General features: G+C 26.6%; 19 protein-coding genes and 1 other annotated feature. Of the genes, 13 read left to right on the top strand and 6 right to left on the bottom strand.

Annotated elements, in window-relative coordinates; translation table 11 throughout:
• Positions 1 to 239 precede the first annotated feature (239 nt).
• The 9 genes from larE to JJC01_10985 all read left to right on the top strand — a co-directional run bounded on the left by larE (position 240) and on the right by JJC01_10985 (position 11327).
• Positions 240 to 1058, top strand: a complete 819-nt coding sequence (gene larE / locus JJC01_11025; GenBank protein ID UDN56723.1) for an ATP-dependent sacrificial sulfur transferase LarE — start codon at positions 240 to 242, stop codon at positions 1056 to 1058.
• Between the two features lie 53 nt (positions 1059 to 1111).
• Positions 1112 to 2260, top strand: coding sequence for a class I SAM-dependent RNA methyltransferase (locus JJC01_11020; GenBank protein UDN56722.1), 1149 nt, complete (start codon positions 1112 to 1114; stop codon positions 2258 to 2260).
• Positions 2261 to 2407: 147 nt separating this feature from the next.
• Entirely contained in the window at positions 2408 to 3787 is a 1380-nt protein-coding gene (locus JJC01_11015) for a hypothetical protein (protein UDN56721.1), read from the top strand.
• Positions 3788 to 3815: 28 nt separating this feature from the next.
• Positions 3816 to 4514, top strand: a complete 699-nt coding sequence (locus JJC01_11010; GenBank protein ID UDN56720.1) for a response regulator transcription factor — start codon at positions 3816 to 3818, stop codon at positions 4512 to 4514.
• A gap of 2 nt (positions 4515 to 4516) precedes the next feature.
• Entirely contained in the window at positions 4517 to 5950 is a 1434-nt protein-coding gene (locus JJC01_11005; protein UDN56719.1) for a HAMP domain-containing histidine kinase, read from the top strand.
• Positions 5951 to 5971: 21 nt separating this feature from the next.
• Positions 5972 to 6712 (top strand): tRNA pseudouridine(38-40) synthase TruA, encoded by a 741-nt coding sequence (truA, locus tag JJC01_11000; protein UDN56718.1) that lies wholly within the window; start codon positions 5972 to 5974, stop codon positions 6710 to 6712.
• 105 nt (positions 6713 to 6817) lie between these two features.
• Positions 6818 to 7025, top strand: a binding site (T-box leader).
• Between the two features lie 262 nt (positions 7026 to 7287).
• On the top strand, positions 7288 to 8487 hold the full coding sequence (locus JJC01_10995; GenBank protein UDN56717.1) for an argininosuccinate synthase: 1200 nt from the start codon (positions 7288 to 7290) through the stop codon (positions 8485 to 8487).
• Between the two features lie 397 nt (positions 8488 to 8884).
• Positions 8885 to 9937 carry a DUF4872 domain-containing protein gene (locus tag JJC01_10990; protein ID UDN56716.1) on the top strand — a complete coding sequence of 351 codons (1053 nt, stop codon included), beginning with the start codon at positions 8885 to 8887 and terminating at the stop codon, positions 9935 to 9937.
• Between the two features lie 226 nt (positions 9938 to 10163).
• Entirely contained in the window at positions 10164 to 11327 is a 1164-nt protein-coding gene (locus JJC01_10985) for a MerR family transcriptional regulator (protein UDN56715.1), read from the top strand.
• A gap of 55 nt (positions 11328 to 11382) precedes the next feature.
• Here the strand turns inward: JJC01_10985 and JJC01_10980 are convergent, their stop codons facing one another.
• The 5 genes from JJC01_10980 to JJC01_10960 form a co-directional block, all read right to left on the bottom strand.
• Positions 11383 to 11763: a DUF4363 family protein gene (locus JJC01_10980; protein ID UDN56714.1), complete on the bottom strand. Its 381-nt coding sequence runs from the start codon at positions 11761 to 11763 to the stop codon at positions 11383 to 11385.
• Between the two features lie 2 nt (positions 11764 to 11765).
• Positions 11766 to 12425, bottom strand: a complete 660-nt coding sequence (locus tag JJC01_10975; GenBank protein ID UDN56713.1) for a DUF421 domain-containing protein — start codon at positions 12423 to 12425, stop codon at positions 11766 to 11768.
• A 107-nt stretch (positions 12426 to 12532) separates the two neighbouring features.
• Positions 12533 to 13504 carry an exonuclease domain-containing protein gene (locus JJC01_10970; GenBank protein UDN56712.1) on the bottom strand — a complete coding sequence of 324 codons (972 nt, stop codon included), beginning with the start codon at positions 13502 to 13504 and terminating at the stop codon, positions 12533 to 12535.
• A 40-nt stretch (positions 13505 to 13544) separates the two neighbouring features.
• On the bottom strand, positions 13545 to 13892 hold the full coding sequence (locus JJC01_10965; protein ID UDN60163.1) for a hypothetical protein: 348 nt from the start codon (positions 13890 to 13892) through the stop codon (positions 13545 to 13547).
• Positions 13893 to 14181: 289 nt separating this feature from the next.
• Entirely contained in the window at positions 14182 to 15138 is a 957-nt protein-coding gene (locus tag JJC01_10960; GenBank protein UDN56711.1) for an L-threonine 3-dehydrogenase, read from the bottom strand.
• A 441-nt stretch (positions 15139 to 15579) separates the two neighbouring features.
• Here JJC01_10960 and JJC01_10955 point away from each other — a divergent pair, with 441 nt between their 5' ends.
• The 4 genes from JJC01_10955 to JJC01_10940 all read left to right on the top strand — a co-directional run bounded on the left by JJC01_10955 (position 15580) and on the right by JJC01_10940 (position 17593).
• Entirely contained in the window at positions 15580 to 15750 is a 171-nt protein-coding gene (locus JJC01_10955) for a hypothetical protein (protein UDN60227.1), read from the top strand.
• Between the two features lie 441 nt (positions 15751 to 16191).
• Entirely contained in the window at positions 16192 to 16560 is a 369-nt protein-coding gene (locus JJC01_10950) for a C-GCAxxG-C-C family protein (protein ID UDN56710.1), read from the top strand.
• 418 nt (positions 16561 to 16978) lie between these two features.
• Entirely contained in the window at positions 16979 to 17224 is a 246-nt protein-coding gene (locus tag JJC01_10945) for a hypothetical protein (GenBank protein UDN56709.1), read from the top strand.
• Between the two features lie 105 nt (positions 17225 to 17329).
• Positions 17330 to 17593, top strand: coding sequence for a DUF1883 domain-containing protein (locus JJC01_10940; protein UDN56708.1), 264 nt, complete (start codon positions 17330 to 17332; stop codon positions 17591 to 17593).
• A gap of 283 nt (positions 17594 to 17876) precedes the next feature.
• On the opposite strand, the gene JJC01_10935 is transcribed toward JJC01_10940, so the two are convergent.
• A complete protein-coding gene (locus tag JJC01_10935) occupies positions 17877 to 18824 on the bottom strand; it encodes a (4Fe-4S)-binding protein (GenBank protein UDN56707.1) in 948 nt (315 codons plus the stop codon).
• Position 18825 lies beyond the last annotated feature (1 nt).

Here is an 18825-nt window from a genome sequence, read left to right as displayed (position 1 = left end):
ATGAAGATAGGCTATTTAGGCTTCATGGCTTTTAAGTATATTACTGTATTACACTGTTTTGTTTTTATATAGTGTAATACAGCAATATGCTTAAATTGTAAAGATATAAATAAAAGTACTTTAATATTATAATTAATATATTTAAAAGTTATTCTAATTTTTTAAATATATACTTTATATGTTATAATCATTAAGTATGTAAAAAATAAGAATAGTTTTAGAGTTCATATTTCATTGATATGGAGGTAGATTTAGTGAAGGAAAGAGAAAAGTTAGAAAAATTAAGAGAAAAATTGATTGGATTAGAAAGTGTGGCAGTTGCTTATTCAGGTGGAGTTGACAGTAATTTCTTACTTAAAGTAGCAAGAGATACATTAGGAGATAATGTTATAGCTGTAACTATTCATGCAATGATGCACTCAAATAGAGAAATAGAAGAAGCAAAACAATATACTAAAAATTTTGGAGTTAAACATATTATATTAAAAATAGAAGATTTTGATTTAAAGGAATTCAAAGAAAATGGTGTTGAAAGATGTTATTATTGTAAAAAATATATATTTACTAAAATAAAAGAGGTCGCAAAGGAACATAATATAAAGTACATAGTGGATGGAACCAATGTAGATGATTTAGGAGACTATAGACCAGGTCTTAAAGCACTAAATGAACTAGAAGTAATTAGTCCATTGAAAGAAAGTGGATTAAAGAAAAATGAAATTAGGTTACTTTCAAGAGATATGAAGTTAGAAACTTTTAACAAACCATCATTTGCATGTCTGGCAAGCAGAATTCCTTATGGTGTTGAAATTACAGATGAAAAGCTTAGGATAATAGAAAAAAGTGAAGAATATTTATCTGATTTGGGCTTTTCTCAATTTAGAGTAAGAATGCATGGAGATATAGCTAGAATAGAAGTTAATCAGGAAGAATTAGGTAAATTTTTTGAAAATAACAATTTTAGTAAAGTTGACACTAAATTAAAAAAATTTGGCTTTAAATATGTTACACTAGATATGTCAGGATATCAAATGGGAAGTATGAATTTAAACATGTAAATAGGTTAAAAAATAAATAATCGTTGTAATTAATATAGGAAACAGGAGGTTTTATGAAAAACTATACATTAATATCGCCATGTTTTTTTGGAATGGAAAAAATGTTGGCTAGAGAAATTACTAATTTGGGATATGAAATAATAAAAACAGAAGATGGAAGAATAACATATAAGACTGATGAATTTGGGATAGCAAAATCAAACATGTGGTTAAGATGTGCAGAAAGAGTACATCTTAAGATTGCTGAGTTTGAAGCAAAAAGCTTTGATGAATTATTTGAAAATACAAAAAGGATAAATTGGTCTAAATATATACCTTATGGAGCTCAATTTCCTATTTCAAAAGCTTCTTCTATAAAATCAAAATTATACAGTACACCAGATGTACAAGCTATAGTAAAAAAAGCTATTGTAGAAAGCTTGAAGAAAAGTTATTTAGAGGATGGTTTGCTTAAAGAAGATAAAGAAAAATACCCTATATTTGTATTTATACACAAAGATAAAGTAACTCTTTCAATAGACACAACAGGAGATGCTTTACATAAAAGAGGATATAGAGAAAAAGCAAATAAAGCTCCGATAAGAGAAACTTTAGCTTCTGGACTTATCTACTTAACTCCTTGGAAAGCAGGTAGGACTTTAGTAGACCCTATGTGTGGTTCTGGTACTATATTAATTGAAGCAGCTATGATAGGTATAAATATGGCACCTGGATTAAATAGAGAATTTATATCAGAAAAATGGAGAACGCTTGATAAAAAGATTTGGTGGGATGTAAGAAAAGATGCTTTTAATAAAATAGACAATGAATCTAAATTTAAAATTTATGGATATGATATAGATGCAGAATGTATAGATATAGCTCGAGAAAATGCAGAAATAGCAGGTGTAGATGAATATATAGAATTCAATGTAGGAGATGCAACTGAGTTTGAGAGTGAAGAAGAATTTGGATTTATAGTTACCAATCCTCCTTATGGAGAACGATTGGAAGATAAGGATAGTGTTAAACAATTATATAAAGAGCTTGGTTATGCATTTAGAAAGTTAAAAAATTGGTCATATTATCTGATAACTTCCTATGAAGAATTTGAATATGAATTTGGACAAAAAGCAGCTAAAAAGAGAAAATTATATAATGGTATGCTAAAAACTAACTTTTTCCAATATCCAGGGCCTAAACCTCCTAGAAATAATAATTAGATTTTATATTTATCATAAGTTTTATCAAAATATAAAGTTTTGTTAAAATAAGTAAAACCTTATGAGGATTTGAAACGTCTAACTATTGTGAGGAGATTTTTGCGAGAAAAAAGAAAAATTTAAGATTGTAGGATTAGGAGGGGTTAAATGAAGTTATTAAAGCTTATTATTGTATCAGGCTTAATGATGTTATTTGTTACTGGATGTAATGTTAAAACTGAATCTCCAGAACAATTGGCAAAGATACCTAACTATGATGATACAAAAAAAGTATTGTACGATGGTATAGATCAGCTACTAAAACCAGACTCATCTATGATATTGCCTTCTAATACAAAAGAGGTAGGAAAAATAAATAAGGTAGATTTAAATAGTGATGGAGTTGATGAATTAGTAGTATTTGAGCAAAAAGAAGATTTAAGTAATAATGTTAATAAAGTAGGTTTTGTAACTTTAAGTTACAATGGTGAAAAATATGTACTAGGAGACCATTATTTAGAAAATGGAGAATCAATAGAATATGCTAATTTCTATGATTTGGATTCAGATGGATATAAGGAAGTTATTTTACTTGTTAAATCCAAAGATAAAACTAATATGCATATATACAAAGTAAGGGATAATGAAATCACAAAAGTATACGATTTAGATGCTTCTTGGATTCAAAATAAAGAAGATTTTAACGATATGAAGGTAAAGATTGGTTATATAGATGGAGATGACAAGATAGATATATTAATGCTTCATTTGAATAATAAAACTAATGAGATGTTTGCAACTGTTGCAAATTTTGATGGAACTATGAAGGTTAAGGATTATGTCAAATTTGAAAATGTAAAAAATCTAAATGAGTTATATATAACTCTAGGTAATGTTGCTTCATCTGTTGGAAATTCAGCTGCATCCATCAAAGGTGTTGTACTAGATATTCCCATGTTAAAAGAAAATAATTATATCACACAGATATTATATATGAAAAATGATAAAATTCAAAAAGTGTTTAGTGATTATGATAAAACTATTACTAAACCTTATTACATACCTGTTGATGATGTTGATAAAGATAAAATTATAGAGATACCTATAGTTGCTGGAGGGAATAGAAATACTTATACCTCTAAAGCATCTGCTAATATAAGTTGGTACAGATGGAATGGGAAAGAAGATTCTAATTCAAAATTAATATTTATAAGCCAGATATACTATAATTATAAATACAATTTTAGATTATTTATGCAAAATAATTTAGTAGATAAAATAATTGTTGAACAAGAATTTGTTGGGGAAAAAGCTGTATTTAAATTTTACTATTTTGATTATTCAGAACGTAAGAATTTATTTAATATAATAGTAGAGAGTAAAAATAAACTTGAAGATAGAAAAAGTGCAAATACACAAAATTCTATTGTACTTCAAGAAAGCGATGAATATACTTTTTTACTAACTATAAATGATGCAAATGAAATGGATAAGTTAGATATTACGATAGACGCATTAAAAGAGTATTTCTCATTAATATATGGTTAATATTACACTCAATTGGAGGTTTTATTTTATGAAGGAAAAAATACTTATACTAGAAGATGAAATTGGAATTAGAAGTTTTGTCAGTATAAACTTAAAAAGAGAAGGCTATGAAATAGTTGAAGCAGGTACTGGTAGAGAAGCTATAGAAAAAATGACAACAGAAAGTGATATTACAATAGCTCTTTTAGATGTAATGCTTCCAGATATAAGTGGGATAGAGGTTTGTAAGTTTATAAGGGAAAATTTTGATCAAGTTGGGATAATAATGCTTACTGCAAAAGCTCAAGAAGATGATAAAATAGAAGGATTTATTTCAGGAGCAGATGATTACATCATAAAACCATTTAGTATAAAGGAACTTTTAGTTAGGGTTTCTGCTCTTATCAGAAGAGTTGCAAAAGATGATTCAAATGTTAAGTCAAGTGAGATAGTCTCGCCACCATTTATACTTGATATAGATAAAAGAAAATTATTTAAGAATGGTAAAGAGATTGAACTTACTCCAACAGAATTTTCAATAGTAAAATATTTGATATCAAATGCTAAACAATCATTAAGTAGAGATCAGATATTAGATGAGGTATGGGGAACTAATTATTTGTATGATTTTAAAATAGTAGATGTAAATATAAGAAGGATAAGAAATAAAATAGAAGATGACCCATCAAAACCAAAATATATACAAACTATTTGGGGTTATGGATACTGTTTTAGAAAGGAAGAATAATAGTGTTACATTTTGAAGGTCTGAGAAAAAAAGTAATAAAAAACTATTTTATAATAATTATTATAATGGTAACTCTGTTTGAAGGGCTATTCATGTTTTATATACAAAACTATTACTATGATTCTGTTAAACAGTTACTTGAATCTGAAATAAAATACGCTGATGAATATAATGCTATTACAATGGAAACTACAAGCTTTGAGAAAAAAGTTAAAAATATTTTTGATAAACAGCCATTAACAAAGAATTCAGAATTTGGGATTTCGATAATAGATAAGAATAAAAATGTTATATTGGACCAATATGGATTTAAAAGTAAAGAAAAAGCAAATTATGAAGATGTAGATAATGCATTAAGAGATGTAAAGACTAAAAATTTAACACCATATACTTATAAAATACCAGATACAGGAGAGCATGTCATGAGCATCTCCTTACCACTCAAAGTAAATAATATTATAGAAGGTGTTGTTAGATATACTGTTTCATTAGATGGAATTGATAACGCCATATTAAAGCAAGCTACATGGCTTATATTGGCGGGAATATTTATACTTATTATAGCTATATTAATAAGTCTCAAATTTGCTGAGACTCTTATAAAACCATTGAGAGAGCTAAAGAAGTTTGCAAACGAATTAGCTGTAGGAAACTACAATATAAAATTGGAAAATATGAAGATTGTAGATGATGAAATTGGTGATTTAGCACAGACATTTGAACATATGGCACATGAAATTGATAAGAGTGAAAAATTGAAAGAAGAATTTATATCTTCTGTATCTCATGAGTTGAGAACCCCTCTTACATCTATAAAGGGATGGAGTGAAACATTAGGATATGAAAGTATAACTAGAGAAGAGTTAGATTTAGGTCTAGGTATTATACAAGATGAGACAGAAAGACTTATAAAGTTGGTAGAAGAATTATTGGATTTCTCAAGGCTTTCTTCTGATAGGATAAAGCTTCATATTGATATAGTTGATGTTGAAGGATTAGTTGTTGGGGTTGTAAATCAGTTGAAAGTTAAAGCAGCTGAAAAAGATATATCACTTTTATTTGAATTTGAAAATGAATTCATAGAAAATATCCAAGGAGATAAAAATAGACTAAGACAAGTTCTTATAAATTTAATACAAAATTCATTTAAATTCACTAGTCAGGGTGGTTACATAAAAGTTGTAGCTTCTCAGGATGAAGATATAACAACTATATCAGTTGAAGATAATGGTTCAGGTATAGAAAAGCAAAATTTAAATAAAGTTTTAGATAAATTTTTCCAAGAGGATTACAACAAGGCTGGCAGTGGATTAGGTCTTGCAATTAGTAATGAAATTGTAAAACTTCATGGTGGAGTAATGAAAATAGAAAGTGAAAAGAATGTTGGAACAAAAATAACTTTTAATATAAAAAATAAATTTGCTAAACAGGCATAAATTCTTAGAAAGAGGATTAAGATGAGAAATATAAAAATGATAGTAGCATATGATGGTTCAAGATACAAAGGTTATCAAAAATTAGGCGATAATGACATGACTATACAAGAAAAGCTTGAGTCTGTCTTAAGTAAAATGGCCAATGAAACTATTGAGATAATTGGTTCTGGGAGAACTGATATGGGAGCACATGCAAGAGGTCAAGTTATAAACTTTAAAACAAATTGTATGGATTCAGTAGATAAAATTCAAAAATATCTATATGAATATTTGCCAGAGGATATAGTTGTAAAAACTGTTGAGGAAGTTGATGAAAGATTTCATTCAAGATACAATGTAAAATCAAAAACTTATTTATATAAGATTGATAATAATAAATATCACAGTCCTTTTATGAGAAAGTATGCTGCACACATAAGTAAAAAATTAGATTTAGATAGAATGAGAAAAGCAAGTGAGTATTTAATAGGAGAACATGATTTTACTAGCTTTGCTTCTTCTAAGTCTAAGAAAAAATCTAATGTAAGAGAAATTTACTCAATAAATATAAAAGAAAATGATGATATTGTAGAAATATATATAGAGGGAAATGGATTTTTATATAATATGGTAAGAATAATAGTAGGAGCATTAATAGATGTTGGCCTTAAAAGAAAAGCACCACAAGATGTTAAGCATATGCTTGAGTCGAAAGACAGAAGCAAGTCATCAGACACCGCACCAGCTAAAGGACTATGCCTTTGGAAAGTAAAATATGAGTAAGCTTAAAGAGAAAATATTTTAAAAAGAAAATAAATTATATAGTTGACATAAATGGAAAAATAAACTATTATATATTCTATAAGAGATGTCTAAAAAATTTGATATTTAAATCCGATGAAAAAGAGAGTAACTTTTATGTATTTTATAGAGAGCTGAGGATGGTGGAAGCTTAGCAAATAAGTATTAGTGAAAAGAACTTTGGAGGATGCTAATTGAATTTAGTATGTTAGTAGGTAATCTCGCCTTAAGAGAAAGAGTGGATAAGTTTATCTTATCAATTAGAGTGGTAACGCGGATATATTTCGTCTCTTGGTTTTTCCAAGAGGCGTTTTTTAATATATTTATTTACTAATATGTATTTAGTAGTTATACATTTACTGATTGATTAGCTAAGTTTATCAATAAGAGTGGTACCGCGGATATTTCGCCTCTTAGTATTTAAAAATACTGAGGGGTTTTTTTAGTATTAAAATGATTTTATAAGAATCTATATTTTTAAAGTCATTAAATATTAAGAGTTTCTATTAAAAAATAAAAAATATAAAATTATAATTTAAAATTGGGAGGAATTAACAATGAAGGAAAAAGTAGTATTAGCATATTCAGGAGGACTTGATACATCAATTATAATACCTTGGTTAAAGGAAAATTATGAAGATATAGAAGTTATAGCTGTTTGTGGAAATGTAGGTCAAGAAGATAAAATGGAAGATGTTTATGAAAAAGCTTTACAAAGTGGAGCATCAAAAGCCTATGTAGATGATATAAGTGAAGAGTTTGTGACGGAAACTATATTTAAAGCTGTAAAAGCAGAAGCAAAATATGAAGGAAAATACTTATTAGGAACTTCTTTAGCAAGACCTATAATAGCTAAAAAATTAGTTGAAGTTGCTCATAAAGAAGGAGCAAAATATATATGCCATGGATGTACAGGAAAAGGTAATGACCAAGTTAGATTTGAAGCTACAATTGCAGCCCTTGACCCAACTATAAAAGTTATAGCTCCTTGGAGAATATGGGATATAAAATCAAGAGAAGATGCTATAGATTATGCTGAGAAACACAACATAAAAGTAACAGCAACTAAAGCTAAAATATATTCAGTAGATGCTAACCTTTGGCATGTATCAACAGAAGGTGGAGACATAGAACATTTACAAAATGAACATAAAAAGGATGTATATAAACAATGTGTAGACCCTGAGGATGCATGTGATGTAGCTGAATATGTAGAGGTTTATTTTGAAAAAGGTGAGCCTAAAAAGATAAATGGTGAAGAATTATCTCCAGTGGCATTAATTCATAAATTAAATGAGTTAGGTTGTAAGCATGGAATTGGAGTTATAGATATAGTTGAGAATAGACTTGTTGGTATGAAATCAAGAGGTATATATGAAACTCCAGGAGGAACAATTCTTTATGAAGCACACAATATTTTAGAAAGTGCTACTTTAGATAAAGACACACTACACTTTAAGCAAATGATATCTTACAAATATGGAGAGCTTATTTATAATGGATTATGGTACTGTAAATTAAGAGAATCTATAGATGCATTTATGGAACAAACTCAAGATAATGTTACAGGGACAGTAAAAGTTAAACTTTACAAAGGTAATATAAAACCTGCTGGAATATTTACTGAAAATGCACTTTATGATGAAGGAATATCTTCTTTTGGAGATAGTGAACTTTATGACCATAAAGATGCAGAAGGATTTATTAATTTATTTACTTTACCACTAAAAATTAGAGCTATGAAGGCTGGGAAATAATAGAATATAGTAAATTAAAATTATTAGAGTATATAAGAAACGTTTTTTAGTTTTTTATATACTCTTTTTTATATAAAATTATTATATTATTTGTAATAATTTATTTGATTACAATACAAGAAATTTTAAAACTTATTTTTCTCAAGATTTTCTACTTATTTACAAGCATTAAAAGTCTAATTTTATTATAAGTTACACAATATGAATACTTATTTTTGAATTTTGCCATTGACTCTCACATTATAGGAGGGTTTATACTAGGTTTAATTAAAAATATACATGAAAAAGCTACTAATCGTAGAAGGCAATAACCATATCATTTGAAATTATAAAGATATAATTTATGAAAACACTATTAATTCCATAATGAAATTATTTATAAATGGAGGTAAATTAAATGAGGAAAATAATTGAAATAAAGCACCATTTACATGATTATGAATGTATGTGGAATGGTATAGAAGATATATATATGAATAAAATGGGTGAATCTCTGCCAAATGATTTTTTCTTTTTATTATCAGGTTTTGGCTCGTTTTGTTATCTAAAAACAAATAAAAAAGAATTAAAGAGAATGGTTGCTTTGGGGGATGGAAGAACCAAAAAAATGTATGAATTTTTAGCACCTATTGTTGGTTTTGAATATAAACACTATGAGTTTAAAAAGTATGAACAAGCTTTAAAAAAAGCAAAATCAGAAATTGATTCTGGTTATCCAGTTGTTTTAGGAGCCTTAGATATGTATTATCTGCCATATTATGAAAAATTATATCATAAAGAGCATATTCCTTTTCATTATGTGCTTATGGTAGGGTATGATGATATAGAAGAAAGAATATATTTATATGATTGTGGGATAACTGATTTAATCTCTATTTCTTATGATGAACTATGTGAATGTATGAATTGTAGTTATCCTGGATTAAGCAAAGCGAATACAATTTGTACAGTTAGAATGAATAGTTCAAAGAATAAATATCAGATTGCTCAAGAAGCACTCGCTATAAAGCGTGATATGTTTTTAAATCCACCTACAGGGTTTTTAGGATATAAAGGTTTTGAAAAGTTTATCAAAGAATTGTCACAATGGAAACATGAACTGGAAAAAGATGACTATGATAGGATTTTAGCTAATATGGTTATGTTTTTTGGAACAGTACCAACTATTCCAAATGCAATCAAAGGAATTGAAGAACCAGATAGTGTCGAATTTAAAGGTGGTTTTGATAAAATGAGCAAGATGCTTAAATCTATTGGAACTGAATACAAAAATGACTGTTGGGTAGAAGTAGCAGAGATTTTTGAAGAAAGCGCAATTATAATTGAAAAAATATCTAATATAATAATAGATTATTTATTGAATAAGGCTGATGAAACTGAAAAACTTCCTTTACTATTTTCCGAAATTTTGAAACAAATGAAATCTGGATACTTAATGTTAGGTATATGAATATAGAACAAGATTTCTTTTTAATAAAAAGTATATTAACTAGATAATCAAAATTTAAATATGAAATGAGTTCAAAAAATCAAATTATATATTTATAAAGTGTTGACTCTAACACCACGTTATATTGTAATATGAAAACATAGTTTGAAAATATTAATAAATACTGATAGGTATATAAATATTTATTAATATTCGTAGCTGTAAAATAAAATTTTGAGGTGAGGCAATGAGAACAGTAAAACAAGTTTCAGATTTGACAGGAATAAGTGTGCGCACATTACATTACTATGACGAGATAGGTTTATTAAAACCAAGTGAAATTACAGAAGCAGGGTACAGGTTTTATGATGATGAAGCTATTAAAACGCTTCAACAAATTTTATTTTTTAAAGAGCTTGAGATACCTTTAAAAGAAGTTAAAGATATAATGTTAAGCCCATACTTTGATAAAATGCATGCTCTAGAAAGTCAAAGAAAGCTACTTATTATAAAACGTAAAAGATTGGATAGTCTAATAGAAATTATAGACAAAACGTTAAAAGGAGAAAATGTAGTAAACTTCAAAGAATTTGATATGAGTGAATATTTTAAAGTATTAGAGGAATTTAAAATAGAGCATGAAGATAAAGTAATTAAAATTTATGGTAGTGTAGAGAAATATAATGAACATATTGAGAAGTTTAAATCTAAAGAAGATGAAATTGCTAAAATGGCTATAAAAATATATGGAAGTATTGAGAAATATTCTGAGGCTATAAAGAAAAATTTTAATAGTGATATATTGACTTTAGCAGAACAATTTGATGAATTTAAAAAAGACTGTTTGGAAGATAATCATCCAAAATTAAGTGAACTATATAAAATACTTGTAGCAGATTTAAATAAAAATCCTTTATCAAAGGAACTTCAAAAAATTGCTAAAGAGATAACAGATACATCTAAGAAAGATTATGAACTTTTTAATATGGAGTATGGAGATGATAATTGGTATAGCATGGTGCAAAATTATTTACTAAATCCTATATGGATAAAAGAAGTTGATAAAAAGTATGGTAATGGAGCGTGTAAATTTATTGGAGAAGTTTTGAAGAGTTATTTAGGTAATAAACAACCCAAAATAAACATATTATATGAAAAGCTTGTGGCAGACTTAAGTAAAAATCCTTCTTCAGAAGAGATTCAAGATATTGTTGGAGATATAGTATATGAAATTAACCGAATGAATGAATTTTACAAGATAGATGAAGGAGAGAATCATTTAGATTATTTGTCAGAACTTTATTTACAAAATTCTAGCTATATACAGGTGACTGATAAGAAATATGGTAAAGGAGCATCCAAATTCATTGGAGAAGCTCTAAAAATTTATTCTGATAGTAGTAAATTGTAAATAAACAAATAAGGATATAGAATTATTACTTTATCTATATCCTTATTTGTGACTGTTAAAATATATAATTTATATCAAACTTAACACTTTCAACAATATTTCCTAAATATGTTTTTATGCTTTCAACTTCTTCTAAGGATTTTAATTTATTTTCAGTATAAATTGCTTTATCAAGAATATTAAATTTTAGACCTATTTCGTCAAAGTATTCATGATTTAAAACTTTATACCAATGATTTCTTTCTTTAGACCATCTAGTAGATATAGAATCAGCTTCTTTTTGAGCTTTTTCCCATTCTTCATTTTCTATAGATTTCTCTAATATAGACATATTGTTTTTGTAATCTTCCGTAAAATCATATAGTTTATTATTAACATAAAATCCAAATAGCATAAATAAAACAGCCCATAGTATAACAAATGTTGTAGATTTCAATATTAATCACCCTTCTTATTTTGAATAAATATTTTGTCATTTTCATCTAAAACACAAATAAGAACATCTTTAAAAGTTTCTATGTGGTTAGACTTTAAGATACCCATTAACCAGTTAGTATCTTTTTCAGCCATATCAAGATTTTTATTTATTATTTTACCATCCAAAATAAGTGGAATTGGTAAATGGTTAAAAGCTCTTGGAGGAGTACTATTATAACTTGATGCTGGAACCACACTTAAATTACCATCAGTCTCTAAAATAGCATATTGTACATCTTTTATGTTGAAGTAACCTTGAATTCTCAATTGTTCTAACAACTCATCTATACTAACTCTTTCTTTTTTAAGTTCATTATATACAATCTTTCCTTTGTCAATTAAGACAGAAGGTTTACCTGATAAAAATGAACTTAATTTTCTGCTTTTTAAGGATAAAAATGAAATTAGAGTCTGCATAATTACAAGGCCAGTTATTGCTGCAACACCATTTATAATTGGTATATTATTATTTTCCATTGGGACGGATGCAACTTCTGCAATTAAAAGTGTTATGACCAAGTCAAAACAGTTCATTTCAGCGATTTCACCTTTTCCCATGACTCTAAGTGCAATCAACACTGTTATGTATAATATAATACTTCTTATTAATACCACTGTCATATCTATCAATTACTCCTTTAAAAAATATTTATACTAAGTTAGTATATCCTATATAAAAAAAATAATTCAGATTATAAAAAATACCTTAAACAATTGAATTCAATCATTTAAGGTACTCTTGATAATCTCAATATTAAATTTTTTATGGATTTTCTATTACTTTTATTTATCTTAACTACAGATTCAACAAAATTCTTTTTATCACCTAATTTCAATACAAAATCAGGATATTCTTCAAATTCATTGAGCTTTATTAATTTAAAAGAAGAAGATAAGTTTTTGAAGTTGATAATTTTAGAATTATTTACTAATACACTTCTTTTTTTAAAATAAATGTCTTTTTTACTTATATTTAATATATTGAATATTTGTTTAAGATACATTATTATATCTTCTGGAGTCTTATCAAATTTAAGTTCAAAATTTTCATCCTCAAAATAGGGAATATAATATAAAGGATTTTTAATAGGAGGCAGTTTATTGTATAATTCTTCAAGTGTATTAGTATCTTTAGGATAGTTAAGGTAAAAGCATTTACATACATTCATTAAATCCAGAGCATCTGAAAGTGAATTATGTTTAATTTCTCCCTCTACAGAAAAAATCTTTTTCATATTTAGTAAAGATAGTTGCTTAGATAAGACTCTATTTTTATATGTAATATGCTGAGATATAAAAGGTTGAATATCAATCATCATATTGAATAACTCTAAGCAGGTACCCGCATATTTATATACTCTAAAGGAATTTAGAAGACCAGCAATATCAAAATCACCCCAATTATATATTGTAACATCGCTAAATTTTTTAAACCATTTGAAAAAATCATCCATAACATATAAAAGATTAGGAGCATTATTAATTTCTAACTGGTTTAATTTAGTGAGTTTTTTACACTTAAATGAAAGTATTTCATTGTATTTTGGTTTAACTAAAGAATAATAATCATCAACTATATTAAAGTCATTATCTACCAAAACACAACCTATTGAAATCAATTCAGCTCCACTATATTCTAGCTTGTATTTATTATCATCTAATATATTAAATTCAAAGTCTATAAATAACTTGTATTTCATAAATTAAAAGCACATCCTCATAGATATTTATTTAATGAGATTAAGCGTCATAAGAATCAATTGATATAATGATTCTGAACATCAAAGGCTCATTACAACTTTTATTTATTTCGTAATTTAAATCAAAGGAATCTTTTAAGATAGAATTTATAAGTATTCTTTCCCAACCTATTTTTAGATTAACCTTAGCTTCTAACAATTTAGTTTCTATCTTTTTAAATATTTCTATATTCGCGGGTATTATACTGAGTTCAATATTACTTTTAAATGGGTTAGATTTTAAATCAGTTATAAGAATGTTCTTTAATTCTTCTGTAAGTTCAGAGATTAAATTATTGCCTATATATTCTTTAATTATTTCTTCTCTAATTTCTCTTAAATTTAGCAACATTAACACCTACTACTTGTATTATAATATGCAAAGTATAGTAAAATTTGATTAAGTTTTTTTATTATACTTGCAATAGTAGCTTTTTCCTTTCTGTTTATTTTTATATGATTAATCCATATTAGAAAACTACTAATATGCTTATAAAGAATAGTTTGTTGTATGTTAAAAATAAAAACTGTTAGTCTTTCAGAGAATAAAAGCTATGTAAAAGTGAAGATTATAAAATAGAATCATAAATATAAGATGTTTTATTCTCTGAATTTTTTGGTACTAAATTCTTAATTTGTTATTTGCCAATTCCTTTTTCTGATAATTTTTCTAGCATATCCTTAGTCATTTTATCTAAATCATAATTAGCTTTAAAACTCCATTCATTTACAGCACTGCTACTATCTAATGAATTAGGCCAAGAATCAGCTATACTTTGTCTTACAGGGTCTACATCATACTCTATTGTAAAATCGGGTATGTATTTTTTTATAGAATCAGCTATTTCTTCAGGAGCAAAACTCATAGCAGTGATATTAAAAGCATTTCTATGAATAAGTTTTTCAGCTGGAGCTTCTATTAAATCTACTATAGATTGAAGAGCATCAGGCATGTACATCATATCCATTTTTGTACCTTCTGCTATGTAAGACTTATATTTTTTATTTTTTAATGCTTCATAATATATGTCAACTGCATAGTCTGTAGTTCCACCACCAGGAGGAGTAACGTAAGAAATAAGACCAGGAAATCTAACTCCTCTAGTATCCACTCCAAATTTTGAATGATAATAATCACATAGTAATTCACCAGATACTTTAGTTACACCATACATAGTATTAGGTCTTTGTAGTGTATCTTGAGGAGTCATGTTTTTTGGAGAATTTTCACCAAATGCAGCTATTGAACTAGGTGTAAAAAACTTACAATTCAATTCTCTAGCTATTTCAAGACCATTTATCAATCCATCCATATTTAAATTCCAAGCTTCTAAAGGTTTACTTTCTGCAACTGCTGAAAGCAGAGAAGCTAGATGAATTATAGTATCCACATCATATTTTTTTGCGATTTCAAAGAATCGATTTTTATCTGTGACGTCTAATATTTCAAATATACCAGATTCACATACAGGATTTCCTTCTTTTGTTCTTCTTGAGCTAGCAATTACATTTTGTTCTCCATATTCATTTCTTAGCTTGAGTGTTAATTCTGAGCCTATTTGTCCTAATGCACCTGTTATAAGTATTTTTTTCAATTTGCTAACCTCCTTAGAGTTTAATTTGTGTATTATTGCTTATTTTTATTTTAGCAAATCTTTTGTTTAAATACAAAGAATTAAACTACTTAATGCATTACTTAATTTAATAAATTATAATAAATGTTTCAGAGTTTAATGTAATAAATATCAAAATTAAGTATATAGCATATAGGTAAGACATAGTAATAGTAACGTTTATATATATTATTTATGAAATTGTTTTTAAAGATAGGTAAAGTACAAAGAGAGTCAAAGTGGACAGTGGATTAAGTTTAAAAAGTAATATTTATAAGATTACTTTTGTTTAAATTCTAAATTTATTCTAATGTACTTCACATATATCACATATATAAAGTTTAAAATTACTACAAAGATAAGTATTAAGTAAGATTAAAAATTAAATTAATTTGTATAAAAGTTTAAAGGAGATAAATTTATATGTTATATAGAGTTGATAGAGATAAAATATCTAATATTGGAATACTGGAATGTGCTACATTAATAAGAAAATTAGCACAAAAAATAGCTAAGGAAAAGGGCATAAAGGAACAAGAAGCATGGAATGATGCTGTTAGTGTATATAAACAAAAGTATAGGTATTTAGTTTAAAGAATAACTTTGATATATCCTTCCCATAAAATCTGAGAATAAAAATTATATGTTTTTATAAGCGTATTTCTTATTAAATTAAATCTTAATGAGGTATAAATATAGAGTATGTGACTAAGTCACAGAAGTCAAAGTAAATTTAGGATATAATATTAAGATATAACAAAGATGTTTCTACAAATAAAAAAGTATCATAAGTATTGAACTGAGTATAAATGTTGTTTTTAGTTTAGTTGTAACTTATTGTAGTTTTTTGTTAAACATTGTTTTGTAATATTTGAAGTATTAGACAATCAAATGAATAAAATTATGAATTTTTTGAAGTAAATACAATTCTAAGTTTATAGTCATAATAAATATTATATAAAAAGGTTAATAATATTTTATTTATACACTATGAGAACACGTAAACTAAAATAAAAATTGAAAGGAAGTATAAAAATGACAAGACCATCAATATATCATAGCCAAGGATACACTTGTGCAGAAGCATTAATAAAATCTTATAATGAAGAACATGAAACAGATATACCAATTTCAATAGGAAGTGGTATGGGAGTTGGAATTACTGTAGGGAGTGTCTGTGGAGCTGTAAATGCAGCAGTTGTTATAATAGGATATTTAAATGGACGAAATAATAACTTAGATGAAAATATGGCAAGAAAGTATTCAAGAGAATTAATGAATAAAGTAAGGGCTAAATACAGTACAGAAATATGTGCTTCATTGAAAAAAAATAAAGTAAGCTGTGGTGAAATAATAAATTTCACATATGATGCCTTAAATGATATACTAGAAGATCAAAAATAATCTTGAAAAATGAGCATTTCCCATTTAGGGGAGTGCTATTTTTTATTAGATAAATATTATTTTCTTTTAATATAATTTTTAAATCAATTTGATTATATTTTAGCCAATATAATTTAATATAGAAAATATTAATTGACAAGAAAAAATATACTATGCTAAATAAAAATAAATTATTTAACATAAAGAGAGTAGATATAATTATGTCTATAAGATTGTAGAAACTAATAAAAAAATATATTAATTATAAAGAAATATATAAGAAAATAAAAGAGTTAATGAATATAATATAAAGTAAAAAAGTATAAAATTATATAATACTCTTATAAAATAAAGAAAAAATAGAAATTTCCTATAAAATACATAGATTATGACATAATATGGTATAATTAGTAAAAATATAGAGATTGGAGGAATTAATTTGTTTATAGAGGAAGAATTAGAAGGATATATAATAAAATGTAAAATATCTGAAGACTTTAAAGATAGACCTGAATATAGTGATGAAGAATTTTATGTTACAATCTATAAAGATGAAAGTTCTGACTCTGGGTATTATGCTTTGTTAGAAAATAAGGATGAAAAAGTAACATGGGATGGAAAAGTTGTTGCTAATAATATTTTAAATAGACTTTGGGTTGTAGTAGATAAGGTTAGAGCTGGTTAATCATGTAATTATATAGTATTTATGATATTTTAAATAAATTTTCAGATATAGAGGACTAATATGTAATAAATAAGAAAAGTTATTCAATTGTGGAGGGTTAATTAAATGGAATATAGTTATAGTAAGATGCATCTGCAAAAAGGGGATATTGTAGAAGTAAACTTGGAGAAACAAGCTAATGTGATATTATTAGATCATATAAATTATGTTAAATTTAAAAATCAAAGAAACTATGATTATTATGGTGGATTTGCTAAGAAAACTCTATGTAGAATGAAAGTTCCTAATACAGGAACTTGGTATTTGGTTGTAAATGAAAATGGAAATAGTGGTATAGTAAACTTTTCAATTAATACAATTCAAAATTAATTTAATACTAAAAGGCTTGGATTAATATCTAGGTCTTTTTATTGTATCATGGTTTATATATAAAATTATCTTAATAAATATTAAAAAGAGTGTTGATATATAATTAGAATAAAATAAGTATACAGTTTTGATAAAGAAAGGATTTATAAAGATGCATTAAAAATTTATCTTTATAAATCCTTTGTGTCTATATCTATCTGGCATATGATTACTATATTATTTTTATATAGATTATTTATATACGCTAAATATACTCTTAAAATTTAAATTAAAAATACTCTTATTAACACTGAGCTCCACCTTTAAGATGTAAAGGAGCATCAAGTATAGCTTGCTTTCTTTCCAATACAGAATCTGATAAAAGCATTTCTATAAATTTATCAACACCAATTCGATCAATCGTAATTCCAAAGCGTTCACCTGTTTTACCTTGTTCTCTAAATAAAAGAAGAGTTTTTTCAATTAAAGTCATAAGTTCTTCTTTTGAAAATAGTTTATCAATTTGTGTTCCAGGGCGAACAGATTTGCCCCATTTTCCTCCTATGTATATTTTGTAGCCAGATTCTTTTTCTTCAATACTATCAAAATTACAACTTTCTATACATTTACCACAGTTATTGCACAAATTATTATCTATTTCAAGCTTTCCTTTATTTGTTAATTTAGCGGCTTTGACAGGACAGACTTCCATAACAGAACATTTTTTGCATCCAACACATATTTCAGGGTCATAATCAGGTACACGTTGACCAACAATTCCAAGGTCATTTAAGTCAGGTTTAATACAATTATTAGGGCATCCACCAACACCGATTTTAAATTTATGAGGTAACTTTACATCGTACCATCCTTTATAAAATTCTTGATGAATTTCAGCAGCTAGTGCTTGTGTATCAATCAATCCATGAACACAAACAGTTCCCTTACATGCTACAACAGGACGAACTCTTGAACCTGTTCCACCTGTGATTAAATTTTCACTGGCAATGAATTCACTTAAAGCTTCAATATCTTCAAATTTTACACCAGGTAATTCTACTGTTAATCTAGTAGTAAATGCTACTTGACCATTTCCAAATTTTTCAGCAGCCTCAGCAATCTTTTTCGTTTGTGAGGTATTGATTACTCCATTTACAGTTATTATACGTGCAGCAAAATGTTCTCCATCTCTACTTGGTAAAAAGCCTCTACCTTTTAATTCCTTTTTTTGTTCTGTTGTAATCTTATTCATA

Source organism: Clostridioides sp. ES-S-0010-02, from assembly GCA_020641055.1.
Lineage (GTDB): Bacteria > Bacillota > Clostridia > Peptostreptococcales > Peptostreptococcaceae > Clostridioides.
Note: the sequence above shows the minus strand (reverse complement) of the source record. Positions and strands in the feature narration are given on the sequence as shown.

What these genes read in the sequence shown, in the direction of transcription:
- larE (UDN56723.1), top strand. Translation starts at nt 240, where the DNA reads ATGGAGGTAGATTTAGTGAAGGAAAGAGAAAAGTTAGAAAAATTAAGA.
- JJC01_11020 (UDN56722.1), top strand. Translation starts at nt 1,112, where the DNA reads ATGAAAAACTATACATTAATATCGCCATGTTTTTTTGGAATGGAAAAA.
- JJC01_11015 (UDN56721.1), top strand. Translation starts at nt 2,408, where the DNA reads ATGAAGTTATTAAAGCTTATTATTGTATCAGGCTTAATGATGTTATTT.
- JJC01_11010 (UDN56720.1), top strand. Translation starts at nt 3,816, where the DNA reads ATGAAGGAAAAAATACTTATACTAGAAGATGAAATTGGAATTAGAAGT.
- truA (UDN56718.1), top strand. Translation starts at nt 5,972, where the DNA reads ATGAGAAATATAAAAATGATAGTAGCATATGATGGTTCAAGATACAAA.
- JJC01_10995 (UDN56717.1), top strand. Translation starts at nt 7,288, where the DNA reads ATGAAGGAAAAAGTAGTATTAGCATATTCAGGAGGACTTGATACATCA.
- JJC01_10990 (UDN56716.1), top strand. Translation starts at nt 8,885, where the DNA reads ATGAGGAAAATAATTGAAATAAAGCACCATTTACATGATTATGAATGT.
- JJC01_10985 (UDN56715.1), top strand. Translation starts at nt 10,164, where the DNA reads ATGAGAACAGTAAAACAAGTTTCAGATTTGACAGGAATAAGTGTGCGC.
- JJC01_10975 (UDN56713.1), bottom strand. Translation starts at nt 12,425, where the DNA reads ATGACAGTGGTATTAATAAGAAGTATTATATTATACATAACAGTGTTG.
- JJC01_10970 (UDN56712.1), bottom strand. Translation starts at nt 13,504, where the DNA reads ATGAAATACAAGTTATTTATAGACTTTGAATTTAATATATTAGATGAT.
- JJC01_10955 (UDN60227.1), top strand. Translation starts at nt 15,580, where the DNA reads ATGTTATATAGAGTTGATAGAGATAAAATATCTAATATTGGAATACTG.
- JJC01_10950 (UDN56710.1), top strand. Translation starts at nt 16,192, where the DNA reads ATGACAAGACCATCAATATATCATAGCCAAGGATACACTTGTGCAGAA.
- JJC01_10940 (UDN56708.1), top strand. Translation starts at nt 17,330, where the DNA reads ATGGAATATAGTTATAGTAAGATGCATCTGCAAAAAGGGGATATTGTA.
- JJC01_10935 (UDN56707.1), bottom strand. Translation starts at nt 18,824, where the DNA reads ATGAATAAGATTACAACAGAACAAAAAAAGGAATTAAAAGGTAGAGGC.